Origin of the sequence: Bacillus sp. FSL W8-0645 (genome assembly GCF_038007905.1) — a bacterium.
In the GTDB taxonomy this organism is placed as follows: Bacteria; Bacillota; Bacilli; order Bacillales; family Bacillaceae; genus Bacillus; species Bacillus pumilus.
Map to the genome: position 1 here is coordinate 2,183,685 of NZ_JBBOYC010000001.1, position 21,953 is coordinate 2,205,637.

General features: G+C 41.0%; 24 protein-coding genes and 1 riboswitch. Of the genes, 4 read left to right on the top strand and 20 right to left on the bottom strand.

Going from position 1 to position 21,953, the window contains the following annotated elements; all coding sequences use genetic code 11:
- Nucleotides 1-15: 15 nt before the first annotated feature.
- Genes NST39_RS11090 through NST39_RS11105 form a run of 4 tightly spaced genes read right to left on the bottom strand, consistent with a single transcriptional unit; the run spans nucleotide 16 to nucleotide 3,913 of the window.
- Nucleotides 16-777, bottom strand: coding sequence for a LysM peptidoglycan-binding domain-containing protein (locus tag NST39_RS11090; RefSeq protein ID WP_341028439.1), 762 nt, complete (start codon nucleotides 775-777; stop codon nucleotides 16-18).
- Entirely contained in the window at nucleotides 722-1,363 is a 642-nt protein-coding gene (locus NST39_RS11095) for a CPBP family intramembrane glutamic endopeptidase (protein WP_044141090.1), read from the bottom strand. Before NST39_RS11095 ends, NST39_RS11090 begins: the two co-directional genes overlap by 56 nt.
- Nucleotides 1,360-2,868, bottom strand: coding sequence for a RecQ family ATP-dependent DNA helicase (locus NST39_RS11100; protein WP_341028440.1), 1,509 nt, complete (start codon nucleotides 2,866-2,868; stop codon nucleotides 1,360-1,362). The genes NST39_RS11095 and NST39_RS11100 overlap by 4 nt, the downstream gene beginning before the upstream one ends.
- Nucleotides 2,861-3,913, bottom strand: a complete 1,053-nt coding sequence (locus NST39_RS11105) for a helix-turn-helix domain-containing protein (protein WP_341028441.1) — start codon at nucleotides 3,911-3,913, stop codon at nucleotides 2,861-2,863. The genes NST39_RS11100 and NST39_RS11105 overlap by 8 nt, the downstream gene beginning before the upstream one ends.
- 267 nt (nucleotides 3,914-4,180) lie before the next feature.
- Between NST39_RS11105 and NST39_RS11110 the strand changes: the two genes are divergently transcribed.
- On the top strand, nucleotides 4,181-4,429 hold the full coding sequence (locus NST39_RS11110; protein WP_003215700.1) for a ferredoxin: 249 nt from the start codon (nucleotides 4,181-4,183) through the stop codon (nucleotides 4,427-4,429).
- A gap of 34 nt (nucleotides 4,430-4,463) precedes the next feature.
- Here NST39_RS11110 and NST39_RS11115 read toward each other — a convergent pair whose 3' ends face one another.
- Nucleotides 4,464-5,045 carry an ECF transporter S component gene (locus tag NST39_RS11115; protein WP_012010414.1) on the bottom strand — a complete coding sequence of 194 codons (582 nt, stop codon included), beginning with the start codon at nucleotides 5,043-5,045 and terminating at the stop codon, nucleotides 4,464-4,466.
- Nucleotides 5,046-5,189: 144 nt separating this feature from the next.
- Nucleotides 5,190-5,321, bottom strand: a riboswitch (FMN riboswitch).
- A gap of 287 nt (nucleotides 5,322-5,608) precedes the next feature.
- Between NST39_RS11115 and serA the strand changes: the two genes are divergently transcribed.
- Nucleotides 5,609-7,183, top strand: coding sequence for a phosphoglycerate dehydrogenase (serA, locus tag NST39_RS11120; RefSeq protein ID WP_341028444.1), 1,575 nt, complete (start codon nucleotides 5,609-5,611; stop codon nucleotides 7,181-7,183).
- A gap of 35 nt (nucleotides 7,184-7,218) precedes the next feature.
- Here serA and NST39_RS11125 read toward each other — a convergent pair whose 3' ends face one another.
- From NST39_RS11125 to NST39_RS11195, 15 genes are all read right to left on the bottom strand, one after another.
- The gene (locus tag NST39_RS11125; protein WP_282061241.1) at nucleotides 7,219-7,863 is read right to left on the bottom strand and encodes a M23 family metallopeptidase; all 645 of its coding nucleotides are present in this window, start codon (nucleotides 7,861-7,863) and stop codon (nucleotides 7,219-7,221) included.
- 100 nt (nucleotides 7,864-7,963) lie between these two features.
- Nucleotides 7,964-9,073 carry a hypothetical protein gene (locus NST39_RS11130; protein ID WP_044141085.1) on the bottom strand — a complete coding sequence of 370 codons (1,110 nt, stop codon included), beginning with the start codon at nucleotides 9,071-9,073 and terminating at the stop codon, nucleotides 7,964-7,966.
- Nucleotides 8,985-9,593: an RNA polymerase sigma factor SigX gene (gene sigX, locus NST39_RS11135; protein ID WP_003215976.1), complete on the bottom strand. Its 609-nt coding sequence runs from the start codon at nucleotides 9,591-9,593 to the stop codon at nucleotides 8,985-8,987. The genes NST39_RS11130 and sigX overlap by 89 nt, the downstream gene beginning before the upstream one ends.
- Nucleotides 9,594-9,794: 201 nt before the next feature.
- Nucleotides 9,795-11,576 carry an ATP-binding protein gene (locus tag NST39_RS11140; protein WP_003216141.1) on the bottom strand — a complete coding sequence of 594 codons (1,782 nt, stop codon included), beginning with the start codon at nucleotides 11,574-11,576 and terminating at the stop codon, nucleotides 9,795-9,797.
- A complete protein-coding gene (locus tag NST39_RS11145) occupies nucleotides 11,573-12,295 on the bottom strand; it encodes a response regulator transcription factor (RefSeq protein WP_003215596.1) in 723 nt (240 codons plus the stop codon). The genes NST39_RS11140 and NST39_RS11145 overlap by 4 nt, the downstream gene beginning before the upstream one ends.
- 87 nt (nucleotides 12,296-12,382) lie before the next feature.
- The gene (gene ccsB, locus NST39_RS11150; RefSeq protein ID WP_044141084.1) at nucleotides 12,383-13,561 is read right to left on the bottom strand and encodes a c-type cytochrome biogenesis protein CcsB; all 1,179 of its coding nucleotides are present in this window, start codon (nucleotides 13,559-13,561) and stop codon (nucleotides 12,383-12,385) included.
- Nucleotides 13,545-15,224 (bottom strand): cytochrome c biogenesis protein ResB, encoded by a 1,680-nt coding sequence (resB, locus tag NST39_RS11155; RefSeq protein WP_340960821.1) that lies wholly within the window; start codon nucleotides 15,222-15,224, stop codon nucleotides 13,545-13,547. Before resB ends, ccsB begins: the two co-directional genes overlap by 17 nt.
- A gap of 1 nt (nucleotide 15,225) precedes the next feature.
- Nucleotides 15,226-15,756, bottom strand: a complete 531-nt coding sequence (gene resA, locus NST39_RS11160) for a thiol-disulfide oxidoreductase ResA (RefSeq protein ID WP_044141082.1) — start codon at nucleotides 15,754-15,756, stop codon at nucleotides 15,226-15,228.
- A gap of 90 nt (nucleotides 15,757-15,846) precedes the next feature.
- Nucleotides 15,847-16,581 carry a 23S rRNA pseudouridine(2605) synthase RluB gene (rluB, locus tag NST39_RS11165; protein WP_044141081.1) on the bottom strand — a complete coding sequence of 245 codons (735 nt, stop codon included), beginning with the start codon at nucleotides 16,579-16,581 and terminating at the stop codon, nucleotides 15,847-15,849.
- A 137-nt stretch (nucleotides 16,582-16,718) separates the two neighbouring features.
- Nucleotides 16,719-17,255 carry a spore maturation protein gene (locus NST39_RS11170; RefSeq protein ID WP_003216139.1) on the bottom strand — a complete coding sequence of 179 codons (537 nt, stop codon included), beginning with the start codon at nucleotides 17,253-17,255 and terminating at the stop codon, nucleotides 16,719-16,721.
- 4 nt (nucleotides 17,256-17,259) lie between these two features.
- Nucleotides 17,260-17,847, bottom strand: coding sequence for a nucleoside recognition domain-containing protein (locus tag NST39_RS11175; protein ID WP_012010425.1), 588 nt, complete (start codon nucleotides 17,845-17,847; stop codon nucleotides 17,260-17,262).
- A complete protein-coding gene (locus tag NST39_RS11180) occupies nucleotides 17,835-18,986 on the bottom strand; it encodes a D-alanyl-D-alanine carboxypeptidase family protein (RefSeq protein WP_044141080.1) in 1,152 nt (383 codons plus the stop codon). Before NST39_RS11180 ends, NST39_RS11175 begins: the two co-directional genes overlap by 13 nt.
- A 114-nt stretch (nucleotides 18,987-19,100) precedes the next feature.
- Nucleotides 19,101-19,580 (bottom strand): YpuI family protein, encoded by a 480-nt coding sequence (locus NST39_RS11185; RefSeq protein WP_065098324.1) that lies wholly within the window; start codon nucleotides 19,578-19,580, stop codon nucleotides 19,101-19,103.
- A 113-nt stretch (nucleotides 19,581-19,693) separates the two neighbouring features.
- Nucleotides 19,694-20,287: an SMC-Scp complex subunit ScpB gene (gene scpB, locus NST39_RS11190; RefSeq protein ID WP_034661126.1), complete on the bottom strand. Its 594-nt coding sequence runs from the start codon at nucleotides 20,285-20,287 to the stop codon at nucleotides 19,694-19,696.
- Nucleotides 20,277-21,035: a segregation/condensation protein A gene (locus NST39_RS11195; RefSeq protein WP_044141078.1), complete on the bottom strand. Its 759-nt coding sequence runs from the start codon at nucleotides 21,033-21,035 to the stop codon at nucleotides 20,277-20,279. Before NST39_RS11195 ends, scpB begins: the two co-directional genes overlap by 11 nt.
- 208 nt (nucleotides 21,036-21,243) lie before the next feature.
- Here NST39_RS11195 and NST39_RS11200 point away from each other — a divergent pair, with 208 nt between their 5' ends.
- The gene (locus tag NST39_RS11200) at nucleotides 21,244-21,336 is read left to right on the top strand and encodes a YjcZ family sporulation protein (RefSeq protein WP_012010430.1); all 93 of its coding nucleotides are present in this window, start codon (nucleotides 21,244-21,246) and stop codon (nucleotides 21,334-21,336) included.
- An 87-nt stretch (nucleotides 21,337-21,423) separates the two neighbouring features.
- The gene (locus tag NST39_RS11205; protein ID WP_044141077.1) at nucleotides 21,424-21,948 is read left to right on the top strand and encodes a DUF309 domain-containing protein; all 525 of its coding nucleotides are present in this window, start codon (nucleotides 21,424-21,426) and stop codon (nucleotides 21,946-21,948) included.
- Nucleotides 21,949-21,953 lie beyond the last annotated feature (5 nt).

Consider the following 21,953-nt stretch of genomic DNA (forward strand, 5'->3'; position numbering starts at 1 on the left):
GTTCATGTCAGGTAATTAGTTTTCCAGTGGAATGTTGAGTACTTGACCACTGTATACACTGTTCCCATTTAAATGATTATAAGCTTTTATTTTCTCTTCACCCGATCGGCTTTTGTAATATTTCATCGAGATTCGATACAGGTTTTCCTCTGGTCCAACAGTATGCTGCACGACACGAACTGGCTTTTCTTCCTGCTTCTTTTTCTCTTCGGCTTCTTTTCGTTTTTTCTCTTCTTGCTGTTTTTGGAGGGCTAGCTGCTGCTGTTCACGCTTTTTCGCAGCTGCGGCTTTTTCACGCTCTTGTTTCTCTTTAGCAGCTTTTTCTTTTTTCTTCTGCTCTGCTTTTTCTTTTGATCGCTTCTTTTCTTTTTCTTCATCTTTCTTTTTCTTCTCTTCATCAGACGCATCCGCTTTATCAGCGTTTGCGTCATTTTTTGTTTTGTCTAGTGCTGACGGAACTGGGTCTGTGTCAGCACTTGAGGTTTTATCAATGTATACACCCTGATTGTTATTATCGTTAATTTCCTTTGAAGTGTAGTAGATCAATAGAAAGAAAACAGTGATGACGATGATAGGAAAGATAATAGCCAATGTCGTAAACAAAGGATTGCGCACTTTTTTCGTACGCTGCTTCTTATATTCATGAAAGTCTTCTCGCGTAGGAAAGTGAGAGTCATCAGAAGGATGTACTTTTTCTTCAAGAATTTCCTCTACATTGTCGTCATGGTTGTTTGTCAGCTGCTCCTTCTTTCTCTGCATTCTCGACATTTCTTCCATGTTCATCCCTCCCCTTATATTTCAAACGAATTTGACAAGCAAAGACTAAGTCAATGACAAAATGTGTCATGACAGGAACAAATAAATTCCCCGTCCACTCGTATAAAAGTCCTAAAAAAATACTAATGGAAACCACGAGGATAAACAAGAGTATTTTTGATAAATAGCGAAAGTGAAGAAGCGCAAACACGATGCTGGCAATCTCAAGCCCAAATTGCTGTTGAACAATTCCGCGAAATAGTATTTCCTCTGAAAAGGCAATGAGAAGTGCTAACCAAACAATATGCGGGATGCTTCGGTTTTTGAACATCTTTTCATTTAAACCGCCATCATCATACATATGAGCGGGAAACACCTTCATGACAATTGCATCTATAATAATGACGAGCAATGCACCGCCAATTCCATATGTTAGAATGCGCATATCCTGAATCTGCCAAAGGGCTGTAAAATCCGTCCATTGATCGAACATAAATATGCCTAGTAAAAAAGAAACGATAAGCATGAGCAGCTGCGTGAAATACAACTGTTCTACGACTTGTCGATCGGTTAATTTTTCAATGATTCGGCGATGTTGTTCAATCAATGCTGCGCCTCTTTTGTCAGATGAAACATGCGATCCAGCACAGTCTTCCAGTGTTTCATTTCATTCAGCTCCAATGATTGTTCTTTTTTTTCATAATCAGACAGGTTCAGTCCGCAAGAAGAGCAGCAATCATCAGAGGACGCGCGCTCTGTTTGATCAAGCTGTTCGTGAAAGTATGATAACAGAGATTGTCTAAAGCAGTCATGATCCATGACCCGCTCTTTAAATTGCCACACTTTTCTCAGCTTTTCTGTTTGCCTGTCCTGCAATTTTTCTTTTAGATTCATCAGAATTGCCGGGCGCTGTTCGGACACATGCATCATGTAATAGTGCGTCAGCATTCTTGCACGCGTCTCCTGAAGCCCTGTTTCCATCAATCGTGCACGTAATTTTTTTTCATCATTTGTCTGCATTTGAGTCAGTTGTGCTAAATAGAAATCAATTTCTGGTTCGTCAAATCCTTCTGCTTGGATCAAGTGTAGCTGAATATCTGCATCCTCTTCTGTATATAAAAGAATGCTCACACTATTTTTCCCGTCCCTTCCCGCTCTTCCAATCTCTTGCATAAATGCTTCAATCGATTGCGGAGGGCTCATATGAATGACAAATCGGATATTTGCTTTATCAATTCCCATGCCAAAAGCACTCGTACAGCAAATGAGATCAAGCTGACCGCTGATAAATTGCTGCTGAATGAGCATACGGTCTCCTGCATCCATTCCGCCATGATAAAACTCAACACGCTGATTGGTTTTTTGTTTCATACAGAGAGCAAGCTCTTCTGTCATTTGCCGGGTCGGGCAATAAATAATGCCTGGTCCTTGCAGGAAATCCGCAAGCTCAATAGCCCGTTTCTCTTTTGCTTCTTTCGTTTCGTGCATTTCTTTGACTAAGGCAATGTTCGGGCGGTTGACGGAATGAATATGAAAGTCTGGATGCTGCAATCTTAGCGTTTGCACAGTATCTTTTAGCGTTTGTTTCGTTGCTGTAGCTGTAAGAGCTAAAGCCACAGGATGACCTAACGCTTCTCTCCATTCTCCAAGCTTCGAATATTCAGGACGGAAATCATGCCCCCATTCTGATATACAATGCGCTTCATCGACGACAAACAGACCAATACGCATCGATTTGAGCTGTTCAAGCAGCACTTCTGACATTAATGCCTCAGGTGCGACGAATAGAAATTTATATGATGGCAAATGCCGAATGATATGTCGCCTCTCCTGAAAAGACAATGTGCTATTAAGCGCCGCCACTCGTTTTTCTCCGCGCATTTTCATTCGTTCGACTTGGTCCTCCATAAGCGATAAAAGCGGCGAAATAATCAGAACCAACCCGTCTGTCATATAACCGGGAATTTGATAGCAAAGCGACTTTCCTCCACCAGTAGGCAGCATGGCAACCGTATCTTTTTGATGCAGTACACTTCGAATAATGTCCTCTTGACCTGCTTTAAATGTGTCGTGGCCAAAGTATCGCATGAGCGTCTGATGAAGCTTATCCATTTGCTTTCACCATCCTTGTCAGTGCCAATCGTATTTGAAAATAAGTAAATGGATGCTCGAGCTTTTCTTTAATCAGCTTCATTTTATTTGTTTGCAGCTCTCTGGCTACAGCAAGGATCTCCCGCTGCTCTTTTATACTCACATAGGGATCTATTGAAAAGCTTGGCTCATGTATCGACAGCTCCACGATATGATCTTCAATCGTTGCCTTTTTTAATGAACGAATGTGAGCAATTTGCTCAATATCAAATCCTTTTTGGACAAGCTCAAGTGTTTTGTGAGTAGAAGTTGTTAACACGCGTTTAAATTCAAGGTCACCTACGAGCTGCTGCAAAATCGGCGACTCACCTTTTTGGGCAGATTGAATAAAATAATGGAGTACATTCCAAAAAAGCAAGTACACATACCACACATCCTCTTTCATCCACTCCGCCATTTGCTGATACGTACGCCCGATTCGTTCATGTGAGGTCAATGAGTAAACAAAAATCAGTGCCTCTTGATGACTTAGGCTCATTAGGAGTTTTTCTAGTTCATGATGCAGCTCTTCTGAAAGCTTGCTTTTCTGCTGATGCTGTTTCAAAAAAGATTTCGTCCAGCTTTGAACCGAGACATCTCTTTGTATTGGAACATATTGATGTGATCCAGCCATATGGTGAGAAAGCACTTGTACAAGTAAAGAGAGCCTCATCCATAGCATCTTTGCTTTATCATGATATTTTGCACCATGAAAATAAGCAGGCATCGGTTTTTCAGAAAAATGCTGGTGTAGCATTCGCTGCCCTGCTTCAGTGATACTCAGTGTCTCATCGGTTTTTCTAATATAGTGCTTCTCTTCAAGCTTTAAAGCAGAACGATTCAGCTGATCCCTCGTAAACCCCGGGTAACAGCCGAAGTACCTGGAAAGCTCAAACAAGCTGGCATCCTGTATGGTTTGAGATGATTTTTTTCCTTTAAAAAGATGGTAGACAGCACTAATGGAGCGTTCGCCGTTCAATTTATATACGCTGTCCATTAACATGACATCCAAATAATGAAGAGTCATTCATCAAAGCACCTGTCTTCCTGACAAAATTCGAATATTTTCTCCCTTTATTTTAACAGATTTCATACAAGAAGAAATGTTTAAACTCAATTTATAGGGGAAAGTTATGAACAAACCCTTATGTGATAAGCATTCTCAATCACTTTACAGTTGAAATGTGAATTTAAAATCATTACAATAAGGTTTGAGGAAATTGTTTTTTATCGGTGAAACTAAAAAGGTTAAACCATGTGTTCCATCGAACTATTTGGGAGGTATTTTTTTAACATGGCAAAATATACAATTGTAGACAAAGACACATGTATTGCTTGCGGCGCATGCGGTGCAGCTGCTCCAGACATTTATGATTATGATGATGAAGGCATTGCATTTGTTACGCTTGACGACAACCAAGGGACTGTAGAAGTTCCAGAAGTACTTGAAGAAGATATGCTTGATGCATTTGAAGGATGTCCAACTGACTCAATCAAGGTTGCGGACGAATCTTTCGAAGGTGATCCACTTAAGCATGAATAGTATAAAAGCCCCTTAAGCAGGGGCTTTTTTTATATTAACTATTTTGAAGTCGGCGTTTATTTTCAAACCATGGACGCATTTTCACAAAAATGAAGCTAAATACGATGGTAATGATGATTCCTTTAATAAAGTTAAAAGGTAAAATCCCTGCTGTAATGGTCGTCTTGAGCGCATGATCTGATAGCTCAGGTGCGTTTAAAAACCATGTGTAAGCTGGCAGGAATAAGAAGTAATTTAAAATACTCATCATCACAGTCATAAGTAATGTACCCATGATCATTGACCAAGCCATTCCTTTTGCTGATTTAATTTTTTTGAACATAAAGGCGACTGGCAAGATGAATAGTGTGCCTGCAATGAAGTTCGCGACTTGCCCAACTGGAACGCCGGACATACTGCCTTGAATGAGATAATGCAGAACATTTTTTAATGCCTCAACGGCAATTCCTGCACCTGGCCCATAAATTAAAATCGCAATAATCGCTGGGATATCGCTGAAATCAATTTTCAAATACGCTGGAAGCCCTGGGAAAGGGAAATCCAATAAAATTAACACAAACGAAATACTGCTAAGCATACTGGTGACGACTAAACGTTTTACTTTACTTTGATTCAATATTCTCTCTCCTTTTCGATCAAATCTTTCGAAAAGAGGATTGTTCAATTTCAGCCACAAAAAAACCGCTCATGAAAACAGGAGCGGGGAATTTAGGCTAGACAAATAAACGTGTGAAAAACCAAGTTTTCAACGTTTACGAACCTCCATCTTCTCCCATCCAGACTATACTGTCGGCTTCGGAATCACACCGAATCCTGCCAAAAAAGGCTCGCGGGCTTAGAGACTATGCTCATCACCGCCGGTAGGGAATTGCACCCTGCCCCGAAGATTGATCATTATTCAATTCGACATCATTATATATGATATATGAGCATTTGTACAGATAAAAATCCTGAGCAATTTGATCAGTTTTAAGAAAACGTAAAAAACTTAAAAATTATAATGACAAATACGAAAAAATTGGTTATCTTTTGTTTAAAGGTGTCCATTCTTTATAAAGACACCAAGAAATGTTCGTGTTTTCTTTTTCGCTTTACTGCTTTAATTTGATTGACACAGTGAAAAGGAATATGGTAAATTATCAGATATTTATGACGTTTATTTTAGGAGGAAATCTTACGATGTTTCGAGTATTAGTCTCAGATAAGATGAGCAATGATGGTCTTTTACCACTTTTAGAATCAGATTTTGTTGAAATTGTCCAAAAAAATGTAACAGAAGCAGAAGATGAATTACACACATTTGATGCCTTACTAGTCAGAAGTGCTACGAAAGTGACCAAAGAGCTTTATGAAAAAATGACTTCATTAAAAATTGTCGGCCGTGCCGGTGTGGGAGTAGACAATATTGATATTGATGAAGCAACCAAACATGGCGTCATTGTGATCAATGCACCAAACGGTAATACGATCTCCACAGCTGAGCATACTTTTGCGATGATCTCTTCACTCATGCGTCATATTCCACAAGCCAACATTTCTGTGAAATCAAAAGAATGGAACAGAGGTGCATATGTTGGTGCTGAGCTTTATGGAAAATCTCTTGGGATTGTTGGACTTGGCAGAATCGGAAGCGAAATCGCCCAACGCGCAAGAGCATTTGGCATGACAGTCAACGTATTTGACCCATTTCTGACAAAGGAACGTGCAGAAAAAATCGGTGTTAACGCCAAATCACTTGATGAAGTACTCGAAGTATCAGATATTATCACTGTACATACCCCGTTAACAAAAGAAACAAGAGGACTTCTCAATAAAGAAACAATTGCAAAAACGAAAAAAGGCGTTCGCCTAGTGAACTGTGCACGCGGTGGTATTATTGACGAGCGTGACCTTCTTGAAGCGCTTGAAAGCGGCCATGTTGCAGGAGCTGCACTCGATGTATTTGAAGTAGAACCTCCTACTGATAATCCGCTTGTAGACCATCCGCTCGTCATTGCGACTCCGCATCTTGGCGCATCGACGAAGGAAGCACAATTAAATGTAGCGGCGCAAGTATCTGAAGAAGTACTTCAATTTGCAAAAGGACTCCCTGTTATGTCATCTATTAATCTACCAGCGATGACAAAAGACGAGTTCAAAAAAATTCAGCCTTATCATCAGTTTGCAGGGAAGCTCGGACGTCTTGTCTCTCAATCAATGAGAGAACCGGTAAAAGAAGTAGGCATCTCTTACGAAGGCTCTATTTCAAAACTCGAAACATCCTTTATTACAAAAAGTCTTCTGTCAGGCTTTTTAAAAGAGCGTGTTGATTCGACCGTAAATGAAGTCAATGCTGGAATGGTGGCAAAAGAACGCGGCATTAGCTTTAGTGAAAAGATTTCTTCTAGCGAATCTGGTTACGAAAACAGCATTTCTATTGAAGTCAAAGGCGAAATTTCAACCTTTACTCTAAAAGCAACCTATATCCCGCATTTAGGAGAACGCGTTGTTTCCATTAATGGATTTAATATTGATTTTTATCCAGATGGACACCTTGTCTACATCCAGCATACTGATGCACCTGGTGTAATTGGAAAGGTTGGACAAATTTTAGGCGATCATGATGTTAACATTGCGACAATGCAGGTAGGACGTAAAGAAAAAGGCGGCGAAGCCATCATGATGCTTTCTTTCGACAAGCATCTCGAGGACGAAATTGTCAAAGAATTAACCGAAGTGCAAGATATACTTTCTGTCCGTCTGATCGACCTATAAAAAATCATGATAAACCTCATGCACATGCATGAGGTTTATTTTTTTGAAACCATTAAACGATCTCCCGTTCGGATGAGATGAGTGGTCAGCTCATTCATCTGCTTCAATTGTTCCACAGTCATCTCATGCGCCTTTGCAATCGACCAAAGGGTATCTCCTTGTTTAATGAGATATGTATTGTTCTCTTGTCCGTTTACATGTAGAGCCGGCTCTTGGAAGCGATCCACTGCAATGATTGTGAGTGGATCTACCGCATCTTCTTTGCTGACTGACCAATGACCCCTGTGCACCTCAAAATGCAAATGAGTGCCTCTAGACGCCCCTGTGTTGCCGATAATGCCGATCGGCTGTCCTGCTTCTACATGGTCATCCTTTTTAACAAAACGCTCGTGTAAATGTGCATAGACGGTTTCATATCCATTTGGATGCTGAATAAACACAACCTCGCCATATGTAGCAGATACATACGAACGCGAGACCACACCTTCACTTGCAGCAAAGATGGATTCTCCTTCTGGCGCAGCTATATCTAATCCCATGTGCGAGCCGCCTCTTGTCCCAAACAAATCTGTGACTTCTCCTTTTATCGGCTCCACCCATTCGCTTGTTTCCTGTGCATGAGCAACAGGCGAAAAGATCATCAAAAAACAGCTGGCACATATGAAGCAATACCTTTTCATCAGTGACTCCCCTTCTTTGAGGTTCTTTTTATGACAGCTTAGTATACAGCAAGGAAGCTATTTTCTATACATCAAAAAAGAACGCAATTTCTCGCGTCCTTTAACGGTCTTTTATGACAACTGGATTCGGCAGAGCCGGCACCTCTATCGGTTCTTCTAATTCATACGGACCAACTTGATCTGTTCCCGCCTGTTGAATGGTGACCTCTGTAAAACCAAAATCTTTCGCTGAGAGCAGCAGACCTTCAATGAGTAAAATATGATCATTTGAGTCCGATAATTGCGCTGATGCTCCAAACGTAATGGTCACATGTTTTCCTTTAGACGTCACTTCTTTAATCGGTTCGTCTTTAATTAGTGGATCAAGTCCTGCATCGCTTGTACGCTTCATAGCTTCTACCGCATCTTCATACGATGAATAATGCGTTTTTGAAGGCACCAAAAAAGTCCCGCTCTTATTCTCTAAAACATAATAAGCGTGCTTTGTTTGTTTTTCAATCGATATTGTTCCAGCGCGTCCATTTGCTCCTAATTGAAGGTGAGACCCTTTGGCTGTCTTGACTTGCACCTGCTTATACCTGCTCCATTTTAGCGTTTCTTTTACCATATCTTTAAACCGGTTGGCTTCTTTTAACGTATCAAGGGACAAATCACTTTTTAATTGAAAAATAAGTGTATCTCCTTTTTCGCGAAGGTCCACCATATCCATATAAGATTGAAGAGGTTTTGTCATTTCAGGCAGCTGCACCTGCTCATATGTGTTCACCATATCCTGCAAATGATCATACTCATCCTCTTTTTCAATGCTAATTGGAACCACTTGAGAGGTTGATTCATCTATGTATGCGATGGTCATATACTTTTGCTGCTGCTTACGAGACACAACGTGTGAGGGCCCATCTGTCTGTTTGACCGCCTCTAATGTGGCGTTCACCTGACTTTTGTCAGCACTTGAATCCATTTTCATTTGCTGATGATGATCTTGAGCAGCCTGCTGAAATAAATGAGGAGAAATTAAAAACGCCATAAATAAAACCACAACGGTTGCGACCGCTGGACCGATCCATTTGGCACTTTTCTTTTTCTGCCCGCTTGCCATCAGCATCTGCTGGTATATTTGCTTAGATGAACGGTTGTCCTCCACCTTTGGAAGCTGACTTAGTAACACCTTGATTCGTTCTTCGCTCCAATCGGACCTGTTCGTTTTCATTCACTAGCTCCTCCTTCAAAAGCTCCATATGTTTTCGGAGCACTTTCAGGCCTCGGTGCTGCGTTGTTTTGACTTTGCTTTCCGAGAACTTTAGCGCCTTTGCCGTCTCCATGATTGAGTAGCCCTGGATAAATCTTAAAATGATGACAGCTCGTTGATCAATCGTGCACTGATCAAGTGCGGCATAGATTTCTTTTACATTTTCATCTTGTACAGCCAGTTCGTCTGGGAGCAAGTCTGGGTCCTTAACATCCTGCTTATCCCAATCAAACGTGCCGAGTACCCGTTGTCTAATGGTTTGCTGTTTGCGAAACCAATCAATTGCCACATGCCTTGCAATTGAAAACAGCCATGTTTTCTCGCTGCTTCTTCCTTCAAAAGTTTTATATGAGTGAAGTACCCGGATGTAAACCTCCTGAACGAGATCCTCTGCCTGATTTTTATCTTTAACCATATAAAATAAAAACTGGTACAAATCTTGATGGTACGAATCATATATTTTTTGAAAGGTTTCATGCATAGGAAACCCCTCCGTTCACTTATTTTTGTCGAGTGACTCTTACAAAACGTTACATTACAACTTTATGACAAATATATTACAAGTTCGACAATTTGGAAAGGGCTTTTTGTTTAACTTCTCCTTAAAAATATGAAAATAAAAAAACACTTCTTTTTCTTTCGAAAAGAAGTGTTTCTCATGTAACAAGATTCTTCGTCAGGATTAGACGAGTTCCTGCTTTTTTCTCGGAATATAAAAGGTAAAGTGTGTACCTGTACCCGCTTTGCTATGTGCATGAATGGAACCTTGATGTGCTTCTACGATGTTCTTCACAATCGCAAGGCCAAGTCCAGTACCAGAACGCCCTCTTGTTCTTGCCTTATCCGCTTTATAGAAACGTTCGAAAATAAATGGCAGATCCTCTTCTGGGATTCCGCTTCCTGAATCTTTCACATCCATTTTCAAACCGCTTTCCACCGATTGAACCGAAAAGTGAACCTCTCCGCCCTCTGGTGTATGACGAATCGCGTTATCAATGAGATTCGTAAACACCTGTTCAATCTTATCCGGATCGAGTACAAAGTACGGTTCATCCACTTGAATGTCATATGTGAGATCAACTTGCTTTTCTTTTGCTATGCCAAGAAACTTGCGGTAAATCTTCTCGGTCAGCTCTTCTGTATCTGTTGATTCAAGATTAAGTGTAATATGGCCAGCTTCCATTCTCGCTAGGTCTAGAAGATCGTTCACAAGACGTCCCATCCGAAGTGATTCGTCGTAAATAATTTGCGCAATCTCTTTCTTTTCCTCTTCTGAGCCAGCAATATCATCTACAATCGCCTCACTATATCCTTGCAGCATAGCAATTGGAGTACGAAGTTCATGACTGACATTGGCAATGAAGTCTTTTCTCAGCTTATCAAGTCTTCGTTCCTCTGTCATATCACGAAGGACCGCAACTGCTCCCCTAACGTCCTGCTGATTATAAAGCGGAGACATGAGAAGAACCCAAGTACGTCCTTGCAATGTGACTTCAATCATTTGCTCTTTTTCCGTACTGACGGCTGTATGAAATAGTTCTCTCGCTTCTGGAGGCAGTTCATCTCCATCTTTGATCTTCATATTTTGCTCGTAATACCATGCCTGCAAGAATCGTTCTGCAGGAGGATTCGTCATGAGGATCGTTCCATCAATATTGATGGTGATCACACCATCGGCCATACTGCTTAAAATATTGGACAAATGTTCTTTTTCTTGATTTAAGGCTGTGATATGAAACTTAAGCTGCTTGCCCATTTGATTAAAGGCGATGGCCAGTTCTCCAATTTCATCTTGCGTTAATATAGGAATCTTTGTATCAAATTTCCCTTTCGCCAGATCCTGCGCTCCCTCTTTCATCTTTCTAAGAGGATAGGTGACACGTGTTGATAAGAAGAACGCGAAAATAGTGGTCAGAACAATGGCAATTCCGGCTGCTAGGAAGATATAACGCGTCGTATGTTTTGTTGTTTGCTCTACAGCGAGTAATGATTGAGAAAGAAAGACCATGCCTTTTTTTCCGTTTGCCTCAAATGGAACACCGACGACAATTCGTTCATCTTTATGATTGCCTGCATTTGGTTCTGCACGTTTACTGATTTTTTTACGATCTTTTAGTGCTTGATTCAAATCACCGTCTGCTTCAATTTGTTTCTTTGTAATCGCAGGAAGCTTCCCGTCTTTTTCAGACGAATACCACTCTAGCCCGTCCTCTTGGATAATCGCAATACTCGTCAATTTGTCAGCAAGCTCTGATGTAATCGACCTTGCGAGCGATTGATCGTCGTGGCTTTCTAAAATGACCGCCACTTTATTTGCCATTTGCGTTAAATCTGACTTTGCTTCTTCTACATGGTAATTTTCAATAAACTCTAAAAGAAGCACGGTTAAAATAGATAAAACGATTAGGACGAGGAAGAGAATGGTTAACCATAGCTTTCCAACGACACTTTTCCACAGTTTCATTCAGCGCCGACCTCAAATTTGTACCCGACACCCCATACCGTCACGATTTTTTTCGCAGCTTCTGGTGACACTTTATTCAGCTTTTCACGAAGTCGTTTGACGTGAGTATCGACTGTTCTCAAGTCTCCAAAGAATTCATACTGCCATACTTCTTTTAACAGCTTCTCTCTGTCATAAACCTTATCCGGTGTTTTCGCAAGGAAATATAAAAGCTCATATTCCTTCGGCGTGAGACTGACTTCTTTGCCATCAGCTGTCACTCTATGCGCGTCGTGGTCAATTGAAAGATGAGAAAACACAAGTACATCTTTTGTTGTTGTCCCAGTATTGAGATAAGACGTTTGAGAAGACCTTCTGAGCAATGCCTTCACACGTAAAACAACTTCACGTGGGCTAAAAGGTTTGACAATGTAGTCATCCGTACCTGCTTCAAACCCTTGCACGCGGTTGGCTTCTTCTCCTTTTGCCGTCAGCATAATGATTGGAGTCGCTTTTTTGTCTCGAATTTGATTACACACTTCGATCCCATCTGTGCCAGGCATCATTAAATCGAGCAAAATGAGGTCATAATCTGTTTGGAGTCCTTTTTGAATAGCCTCATCTCCATTTTCAGCTTCATCGATTTCATAATTTTCACGTTCTAAATACATTTTTAAAAGGCGGCGAATTCTTGCCTCATCATCTACGACTAATATTTTCGTTTGAGTTGTGTGTTCCATTAGACAATCCTCCTGCTTTCTCCGTTGTTACATTCATTTTAACAAAAAGCCGAATCGATTCATAAAAAGTTGGCCTTTTTCATGTGATTACGCGTAAGAATGAAGCCCTGCAATCACAAGATTGACAAAGATGAGATTAAACATAATGATGGCGAATCCGATGACAGCTAACCAAGCGGACTTTTCGCCATGCCAGCCCCTGGATAAGCGAAGATGAAGGTAGGCTGCATAAAAGAGAAACGTAATCAAAGCCCATACTTCCTTCGGGTCCCAGCCCCAGAACCGAGTCCATGCAATTTGTGCCCAAATCATTGCAAAAATGAGCCCGCCTAACGCAAATACAGGGAAACCAATGGAAACAGCTCTGTATCCAATTTCATCGACTAAATCTAGGTTCACTTGTTTCACGAGCGGTTGAAGCAGAGCGCTCAGTCGTTTGCGAATGATCAAGCGAATCAGTCCATACAAAATCAGCCCCGTGCCGAATGACCATAACACCGTATTGACCTTTCTTCCTGAAAAAACAGGTGGCAAATCAACAAACGGTTCCAAACGATCTTGCGTCACAAGCTCTCCTTTATGAGGTCCAACTAGAGCTGGCAGCTCATAGACCATCACACTTTCCTCTTTATTTTTATCGACCCAATTAAATTTTGCTTCGTATCCTGTCATTCTAAAGATGGACGTGACTGCGATAAATGCAAGTGTAACAACAATCATAAACATGACGAGCTCCAAACCAAATGTCTTCTTCCCTGACTTTGTTTGATCGACATGCTTTAATAAGAAGATGACACCTGCCACAAAGCTGATCGCTAAAATGGCTTGCCCTAGTGCTGCTGTTGTCACGTGAATATAAAGCCAATTACTTTGTAATGAAGGAATTAGCGGTGATATATCAGACGGGAACATACTTGCATAGGCAATAATCAATAAAGCGATTGGAAGTGTAAATAAACCAAGTACCGACACTTGATACACAAAATATAAAATGATGAATGCGAGCACAAGCATCATGCCAAAAGCCGTTGTGAATTCAAACAAGTTACTGACTGGTGCATGACCAGACGCCATCCACCTTGAAATAAAGTAGCCAAATTGACTTAAAAAACCGATGATGGTGAGCGTAATGCCGATAAGTGCCGCCTTATTCCTGCGCGGTCCATCAACTTTCTTTTTTCCTTTAATGGCACCACCAAAAAAAGGAACTGCCGCTAAATACAATAGAAAAGCTGCAAATAACAGGTTTTCACTGACTGCTGCCATCTAATCCTTCCCCCTTGCTTTTGCTGATACTTGTTGTATCAGGCAGTTCTTTTTGATCAACTGGCTGTTTGATGCCACTGTCACTTAGTAACACGTCAAGATCAGACTTTAAACCAAACCAGTTTTTGTTTGTGTGTCCTGCCACAAATACTTTTCCATCCTTTGCAGACAGCCAAATTCTTCTATGCTGCCAATACATCCCCTGCACGACACCAATCATGAAGATGATCCCGCCTACGATGAGTACCCCAAGAGTTAAATCTTTTCTCACCGTCAATCCCGTGACGTTTTTCGTTTCCACTCGATCAAACTTCATTTTATAGAGGTTATTATCAGAGCCCTCTACTGTCTCTTGAATCGCCACAAAGCTTTTTTCACCTTTAGGCTTTTCAGGAGAAACCATTTCAAACACGAAAGCAGGATTATTTGGATTCCTTGTTTTCGTACTCGGTGTTCCATCATCGTCAAAATAAAAATCAGGGAGATAGCTCATCACTTTGACTTTGTAACCGCTACCAAGATCATATTCTGACTTAGGCTCCAGCAAATTAATCTTCACTGTTCCGAAAGATTTTTCTGTATCTTTACGAATCAGCTGAAAGACCATTTGATCGAGTTCATTTTGTTTAAAATCCACTTGATATAGTGAGAATTGATCAAACTTGAGCGGTTCGTTCACTTTAATATCGTGTTCTGATACCTGCTTCAGCTTGGGCTTTTCACCAAACACAACTTCCCCTTCACGTTTGTATAAAGTGGCATCGGTTTTATAACTTTTCACTACTTGACCGTCGCCAGCTCTTTCAATCGCATTCTCAAACACTTCTTTTTCATTTCCAGTTTCATAGCGGTCAATTGAAAACGCATTATTTTTCAAAAAATATTGACCATCTGTGCCTGGAATTGGGGCAGTTTCACCCTCTCTTACCCACAGCGTTTCATCCACATACATGCCTGGGACAAACCGGAGCATTGATCCAATGAGAAAAATGATTAGTCCAATGTGATTGACGTAAGGGCCCCAGCGTGAGAAGCGGCCTTTTTCCGCTAAAATATGTCCGTTTTCTTCTCGCACGCGGTAACGCTTTTGTTTCATTGCTTTCTTGATGCCTTCATATGTATGCTGATCTAACGTTTTATCTGTCTCACTGAACAGACGCTGTCTTCTCATAAAGCCTTCTTTTTTGATAACCCCTTGGTTTTTGAGTGCTCGATAAAGAGGAATAACCCGATCGAGACTGCAAATGACAAGGGAGATTCCGATGGATGCAACTAAAGCTAAAAACCACCAAGAATTATAAAGATCATGGAATCCAAGTGTGTAATACAGCTTGCCAAACGACCCATATTGCTCTTCATAATAGGTGGAAGCAGATGCACCTGGCGGAATAAATCGCTCCTGCGGAAAAATCGTTCCTAATGAGGAAGCAAGCAGTGTGATGACAATCAGCCACACACCCACCTTAACGGAAGAAAAAAAGTTCCATACTTTATCAACAATCGTTTTGTTGTATGTTTGCGAGCGTCTCGCACTGCCGTCATATCTCATATCAAGCAGCTTTGAAGAGTTTTTCTCTTTAGCCGCAATAGGATTCCCGCAAGATTCACATAAAACAGTACCGATTGGATTAATATGTCCACACTCGCATTTTACCTCTTTCATTCTATGACCCCTTTGGTTTAATCAAATTCATATAATCATAGATTTGACGTTCTGTCATGGTTCCCTTTATGACTTTGATTACCTTGCCTTCAGGATTAACTAAAAATGTGGTTGGCAGCGGCGTAATATCATATGCCTCTGTTACTTGACGATCTTTGTCCATGGCAATAGGAAAATTCACGCCATAGGATTCCATAAAATTTTTCACGGCAATCTTGGATTCTGCAACATTGACAGCAACAATTTCCACACCGCGATCCTTGAACACTTCATATTGATTTGCCATGTAAGGAAATTCTTGTTTACACGGACCACACCATGTCCCCCAAAAATTAAGAAAGACGCCTTTGCCTTTTAAGTCCTTTAGTTCAATCCGTTCCCCATCCACAGATTGAAGGACAAAGTTTGGCGCAATAGATCCTTCTTTGACCCGATCCTGTTTGGCAAATACTGAGTTATACATGGTATAACATAGTGCAGCAAGCATCACGAGGAGAATGCCCGTCCGTATGAAAAACCGTCTTTTTTTCATCTGAAGTACCCCTTCCCCATAGACATTCAGGTAAATTATAGCATTCTCCTTCTTTTGATGCTTCTTCATTTTTTGAAGTTTATGTGAAAATTAAAAAGCGCTTTTCCCGTGATCTGCAATTGCTCTCAGGCGCTTTACTTCATGCGGTGTTAATTCTCTGCGGTCTCCTGGTCTCATGCCTTCAATATGAAGGAACGCATATTGCTCTCTTTTTAGCTTTAACACATCATGACCGATCGCTTCAAACATGCGGCGCACTTGTCTGTTTCTGCCTTCATGAATGGTTAATTGAACAATAGATGTCTGCTTTCGTTTATCGATAGAAAGCATCTTGGCACGAGCACGTGCAGTCTTTTTATGATCTAACATAATCCCTTTTTCTAGCTTTCTAAGCAATTCCTTTGATGGGATGCCTTTTAGCTTCGCTGCATATGTTTTATCAATTTCGTATTTCGGATGCATGAGCTTATGGGCAAATTCCCCGTCATTTGTAATTAAAATCAAACCGCTCGTATCATAATCTAACCGGCCGATTGGATAAAGGCGCTGCGGGATGTCATCAAAGAAATCTGTGACAACCTTACGTCCTTTATCATCCTCGGCAGCTGAAATGACGCCGCGCGGTTTATAAAGCATAAAGTAAACCGGTTCTTCTCTTTCAAGCTTTAATCCGTTGACTTCAATTTTATCTGAAGAGCCCACTTTTACTCCGAGCTCTGTCACTGTTTGACCATTAACGGTAACTCGTCCTTCTTTAATTAATTCTTCTGCCTTTCGTCTAGAAGCGACGCCGGCATGTGCAATTACTTTCTGTAAACGTTCCATTTTGTCTTTCACCTCATGTACTATCTTACTTGCTTGACTTAAAACAAACAAGCATTCGTGGAAAAATAAGCGATTCGTCTGTTTAATTTCAGCTAAAAAGCAATTTCCCATCCATTGAAAGACAAAAAAGCGCCTCTTTAGGCGCCGCTAAATAATAAACTGACGATGATGACAGATGCAATGATTCCAATGAGGTCCGCTAACAGACCTACTTTCAGCGCATCTCCCATTTTTTTAATACCGACTGCCCCAAAATAGACTGTTAAAATGTAGAGAGTGGTATCAGTTGACCCTTGCATGACAGCTGCGAGCTGTCCGATAAAAGAATCTGGTCCATATGTCGCAATGAGGTCTGATGTCATCCCGAGTGCAGCTGTGCCAGATATCGGACGAATAAACGCAAGCGGCACCACTTCTGCCGGGAAGCCGATCGCTGTAAACACGGGTTTTAACAGTCCCATGACAAAATCAAGCGCACCAGACGCGCGGAATATCGTAATGGCCACGAGCATGCCGACTAAATAAGGAATGATTGAAAAGGCAATTTGAATACCTTCTTTCCCGCCCTCGACAAATGTTTCATAGGTCGGTACCTTTTTAATGGTTCCCGCAATTAAAATTCCTGCGATGATCAGTGGGATCAAAGCAAGTGACAGCCAGTTAATAAATGACACGAGATCACCCCCGCCTGCTTCTGCGATAGTGGAAATAGCGATCAATGAGAATGGCACCAATGCCTGAAATGAGTGTCGCCAAAATGGTTGGCCCTACAATGTCTGTTGGCTGATCTGCACCATAGGTCATTCTAATTGCAATGACGGTTGTTGGCACGAGTGTGATAGAGGATGTGTTAACCGCTAAAAATGTAATCATGGACCGGCTTGCTTCATTTTTCCCGCCGTTTAATGCTTTCATCTGCTCCATCGCCTTAATCCCAAGCGGTGTAGCGGCATTCCCGAGCCCAAAGAAATTCGCCATCAGATTCGACAAAATATATCCCATCGCGGGATGGTTAGGCGGAATATCCGGAAATAGCTTTGAAATAAAGGGACGGCACAATTTACTAAAGAAATTTAACAGACCAGCCTCTTCTGCAATCTTCATCAGTCCGAGCCAAAAAACGAGGACACTAATCAAACCAATTGAAATGGTCACTGCTTCTTTTGAGCCCTTAAATACAGCTTCGTTTACTTCCTCCATCGTTCCGTTGAACATCGCATACACAAGACCGATGACAGTGAGGAATACCCAAATTAGATTGACCATGAAGATCCGCCTATAGATGTCTGAAAGACAGACTTAAACATTTCTTGGAAGCTTTTTTGAGGCATTCGATTTCGTTTATTTTCATAAAAAATCGGTACTTGCTCGATCACCTGACCATCTAATAAAAACGTCATTTGCCCTACAACATCCGGGATGGCTTCGGCGTTTTTTTTCCACTTCTTTTGAGGAGTAAGCATTTTCGTTTCAATTTCTACTAGTTTTTTCTCATCTTCATTTAAAAAATAGTCCACATCACGTTTGATAAATGCCTTTTTTTCGTAAAAGGTTCCTTTTAATGAAGCGAGTCTTCCTTTTTCAGCAAGTTCGTATGTTTTATAGTGATCAAATGCATATTCAAACATAGAGATATGATCCTTCCAATCATCTGGCGCATTAATGGTCACAGCGATCAGCGCCGCATCCCCTTTTGCCGCAGTAGAGACAAGTGTCCGTTTTGCAAGCTTCGTATACCCCGTTTTCCCACCAGTTGAATATTTGTATAATCCGGTGACTAGCTTGTTTTTATTTTTCCAATAGCCTTCCATCGTTTTCGCTTTATAGAAAGTCGTGCCCGCAATTTTTTGATATTGTTTATGCTCCATGGCGTATTTTGTTAAGATAGCCATGTCATAGGCTGATGAATAATGATGTTTATGATCATCGAGTCCATGCGGATTTTGAAAATTCGTATTCTCCATTCCTAGTTCAGATGCTTTTTGATTCATCATAAAAATAAATCCTTCTAAGCTGCCGCCCACATGCTCTGCAATGGCAACAGCTGCATCATTTCCAGAACGCAGCATAAGTCCGTATGTCAAGTCTTCTAGGCTCACCTTCTGCCCTTCTTTTAAATAAATCGATGAGCCCTCTGCTTGAATCGCGCGCTTTGATACTTTGACGGTGTCTTTCATTTTTCCTGATTCAATGGCTAATACTGCCGTCATAATTTTCGTAATACTGGCGATTCTTCTTTTTTCATGCTCGTCCTTTCCAAATAGGACTCTGCCTGACTGTCCATCTATTAAAATGGCGCTTCTTGCACTCACCGATAATGACATATCTGCTTTGGCATGTGAGGAAAAAGGCAGTAAGAGTGTAAATAGAAGAAGGACTGCTGTTCCAATTTTTAAATAGGGCATGTTCATTCACGTCCTTGTCCGTTTTGTACAAGTGTATGCGCGGCTGAAAAAGTTATGATGCCTCGTCCATAAAAAAAAGCGTCTCTATAATGCAGAGACGCTTTTTCCTCTTGCTTATACCATTTTCATTTGCTGATGAGATGTCGTATATTCTAGCTCTTCTCTCATCGCTAAAAAATCTTTTTCTAATGAAGAAAATAATCGTTTGATCTCAGCGGATACTTCATGGTGGAAAACAATGCTGCTCTTTCCTGTATATGCGGAACGGCTGTCTTCATACCATGTATCCTTTTTCGGCGTGAAAAACTCTTCAATACATTGATGATAAATACGGTGAAGCGTCTGCTGCGCGGCTTGCTGCGGGAATGTCTGTTGCTGGCTGATTTTCCTGCAAATTGCCGCTGCATCCTCGCTGTACACTGCAAGCTTCCGTAATGTATTCAATATGTCACAATAATAGGCTTCCGCTTCAGGGTTTAATCGTTTCATACTTGATAAGGTAGCTTCGTTCAGAAAACCATTCATTTCAGTTGCAACCTTTGATAAAAAGACGCCTGCTTGATCAACTTGAGCCTTTACATTCATATGTGCCATTTGTTTTGTGTTTACCTTCCCCTCATGGCTTTATGACCATTTTATCTGACATCAATAGATGTTAGACCTAAAATCTTTTTTATATTTTACCATACATTTTTCATTCTTTTGAACTATTTTATCTCTTCAAATGTTTGATTGAAGTTTTCAAAAAATAGATCAGCTTCTTCTTGTACACCATCTGCTTCCACATTCTCTGGAAGCGGCGGTAATTCATCCAATGCCTTTAAGCCAAACTGCTCTAAAAAGGTAGGTGTTGTCCCATAAAGAATTGCTCGCCCAGGGCCATCGGCACGTCCAACTTCACAGAGCAGCGCTTTGGCTACTAAACTATGAAGCACCCGCTCTGATTTGACTCCTCTGATTTCTTCTACCTCACTGCGTGTGATCGGCTGTTTATAAGAAACGATTGCGAGTACTTCAAGTGCTGCTTGAGACAAACCTTTGGATGGGGTCTCGACTAATTTTTTCAAATAAATGCTGTATTCCTTTTTCGTCAGCAGCATATAAGAATCTGCATATTCAATGAGCTCAATTCCTCGTTCTTGTTTTTGATATTCTTCCTTTACGGCAGACATCATGTCGAGTAACGCTGCCTCTTCTACTTCAAGAACAGACATGAGCTGTTTTTTTGTTAAACCTTCGTCACCTGCTGCATAAAGCAGCGCTTCTATGATGGCTTTCCAATTCACGATATCAAGCGTCATGAATCGTTTCACTCCCTATTATATAAATGTCTTCAAAGTTTCCTTCCTGCTCTAACATGATTTGATGACTTTTCATCAATTCAAGAACAGCAAGAAACGTCACGACAAGGTGCTCCTTTTGATCATGTTGAAATAGAGTCATGAAATTGGTCCGCTTTTTCGTTTTTCTTAAATGTTTCATAATCTCATTCATTCTGTCTTCAATCGGGGTTTCTTGTCTTGTAATCCTAGATGGTGCTGGTTTCGTTATTTTTTTTCGGTTCAATACCTTTTGGAACGCACCTAACATATCATACACCGTGACATGCAGGTTTGTGTCCTTCGCTTCCGATTCTTTTGCAAATTCGCTTAAATCACTCGGAGGTTTTGTAAAGGCATTTTGCCTTTCTTCCTCGCGTTCCTTTAGTTCTTGTGCTGCATCTTTATACTTTCGGTATTCAATCAGTTTGCCAATCAGCTCTTCTCGAGGGTCCTCTTCCTCTTCAAGCAGGTCTTCATCAAATAGCTCTTCCTCTTGTTTCGGAAGGAGCATTCTGCTTTTAATACTCAGGAGGGTTGCAGCCATCACCAAATATTCACTTGCCACATCAAGTTCAAGCTCCCTCATGGTATGCACATATAATAAATACTGCTCCGTAATTTTAGCAACGGGAATATCATAAATATCAATTTCCAACCGGTTGATTAAATGTAAAAGCAAGTCCAAAGGACCTTCAAACGAATCTATTTTCACCTGATATTCCAGCATTTTTTCTCACCATTTCTACTGTCTTCTAAGTACCGTTTCACCGGCTAACCTTTAGTATAAGACAGGATAAAGCTCTCGTCCAATATAATTTCGACCATGATGTCCTAGGCGAAATAAGAAAAACAGTGGTTTCGCCCATACCACTCAGGGCATTTATACATAGAATACCATTGTAAACAGAACTGATAAAAAAGGAGGCCGTATCATTATGGGAGATGGCTATAACTTTGGCGGAGGTTTCGCGCTTATTGTCGTGCTTTTCATCTTGCTGATCATCGTTGGCGCGGCTTGGGTTTATTAAAGAAACAGAGCGTCCTTTCAAGAAGGGCGCTCTTTCTTCTTTTCTTTTCAATATGTTAGACTGAGAGTGGAAAAGGAGATGACCACTGTGTATCCTGAAGCGTACGTGGCTTTTTTACATGAATTTCATACGACAAGAGATTATTTTGAGTGTCATGAAATTCTTGAGGAGTATTGGAAGGAAGACCCGCCTGAGCAGCGCAAAGAATATTGGGTTGGCTTCATTCAGCTTGCCGTTGCTTTGTATCATCAAAGACGGGGAAATGGAAAAGGTGCAAAACGGCTCATTTCAAATAGCCTCCACTTGCTGGAAGCAAACCGGCCCGTATTATCGAACCTCGGTCTGGATGATGAGGCGTTTCTCAAACTTCTGAGAACGCTGAAGAAGAAAATGGCTGAAGACATGCCCTACGAAAGTGTGATGCTCCCGATTAAAGATGAAGCGCTCCTGTCTCTATGCCAAGAAACGGCTCAAAAAGAAGGACTGATCTTTGGTCAGGAGAGCAACTTATCCCACACATTTTTGATCGAAAAACATAGACTGCGTGACCGGACAGATGTATTGCTTGAACGAAAAAAGCAAATCGAACGTAAAAAAAGCAGAGGACTGTAGCCTCT

Coding starts and splice junctions, on each gene's coding strand:
- NST39_RS11090 (WP_341028439.1), bottom strand. CDS start 777: ATGGAAGAAATGTCGAGAATGCAGAGAAAGAAGGAGCAGCTGACAAAC.
- NST39_RS11100 (WP_341028440.1), bottom strand. CDS start 2,868: ATGGATAAGCTTCATCAGACGCTCATGCGATACTTTGGCCACGACACA.
- NST39_RS11105 (WP_341028441.1), bottom strand. CDS start 3,913: ATGACTCTTCATTATTTGGATGTCATGTTAATGGACAGCGTATATAAA.
- NST39_RS11110 (WP_003215700.1), top strand. CDS start 4,181: ATGGCAAAATATACAATTGTAGACAAAGACACATGTATTGCTTGCGGC.
- serA (WP_341028444.1), top strand. CDS start 5,609: ATGTTTCGAGTATTAGTCTCAGATAAGATGAGCAATGATGGTCTTTTA.
- NST39_RS11125 (WP_282061241.1), bottom strand. CDS start 7,863: ATGAAAAGGTATTGCTTCATATGTGCCAGCTGTTTTTTGATGATCTTT.
- NST39_RS11130 (WP_044141085.1), bottom strand. CDS start 9,073: ATGAAAACGAACAGGTCCGATTGGAGCGAAGAACGAATCAAGGTGTTA.
- sigX (WP_003215976.1), bottom strand. CDS start 9,593: ATGCATGAAACCTTTCAAAAAATATATGATTCGTACCATCAAGATTTG.
- NST39_RS11140 (WP_003216141.1), bottom strand. CDS start 11,576: ATGAAACTGTGGAAAAGTGTCGTTGGAAAGCTATGGTTAACCATTCTC.
- NST39_RS11145 (WP_003215596.1), bottom strand. CDS start 12,295: ATGGAACACACAACTCAAACGAAAATATTAGTCGTAGATGATGAGGCA.
- ccsB (WP_044141084.1), bottom strand. CDS start 13,561: ATGGCAGCAGTCAGTGAAAACCTGTTATTTGCAGCTTTTCTATTGTAT.
- resB (WP_340960821.1), bottom strand. CDS start 15,224: ATGAAAGAGGTAAAATGCGAGTGTGGACATATTAATCCAATCGGTACT.
- resA (WP_044141082.1), bottom strand. CDS start 15,756: ATGAAAAAAAGACGGTTTTTCATACGGACGGGCATTCTCCTCGTGATG.
- rluB (WP_044141081.1), bottom strand. CDS start 16,581: ATGGAACGTTTACAGAAAGTAATTGCACATGCCGGCGTCGCTTCTAGA.
- NST39_RS11175 (WP_012010425.1), bottom strand. CDS start 17,847: ATGGTCAATCTAATTTGGGTATTCCTCACTGTCATCGGTCTTGTGTAT.
- NST39_RS11180 (WP_044141080.1), bottom strand. CDS start 18,986: ATGCCCTATTTAAAAATTGGAACAGCAGTCCTTCTTCTATTTACACTC.
- NST39_RS11185 (WP_065098324.1), bottom strand. CDS start 19,580: ATGGCACATATGAATGTAAAGGCTCAAGTTGATCAAGCAGGCGTCTTT.
- scpB (WP_034661126.1), bottom strand. CDS start 20,287: ATGACGCTTGATATCGTGAATTGGAAAGCCATCATAGAAGCGCTGCTT.
- NST39_RS11195 (WP_044141078.1), bottom strand. CDS start 21,035: ATGCTGGAATATCAGGTGAAAATAGATTCGTTTGAAGGTCCTTTGGAC.
- NST39_RS11200 (WP_012010430.1), top strand. CDS start 21,244: ATGGGAGATGGCTATAACTTTGGCGGAGGTTTCGCGCTTATTGTCGTG.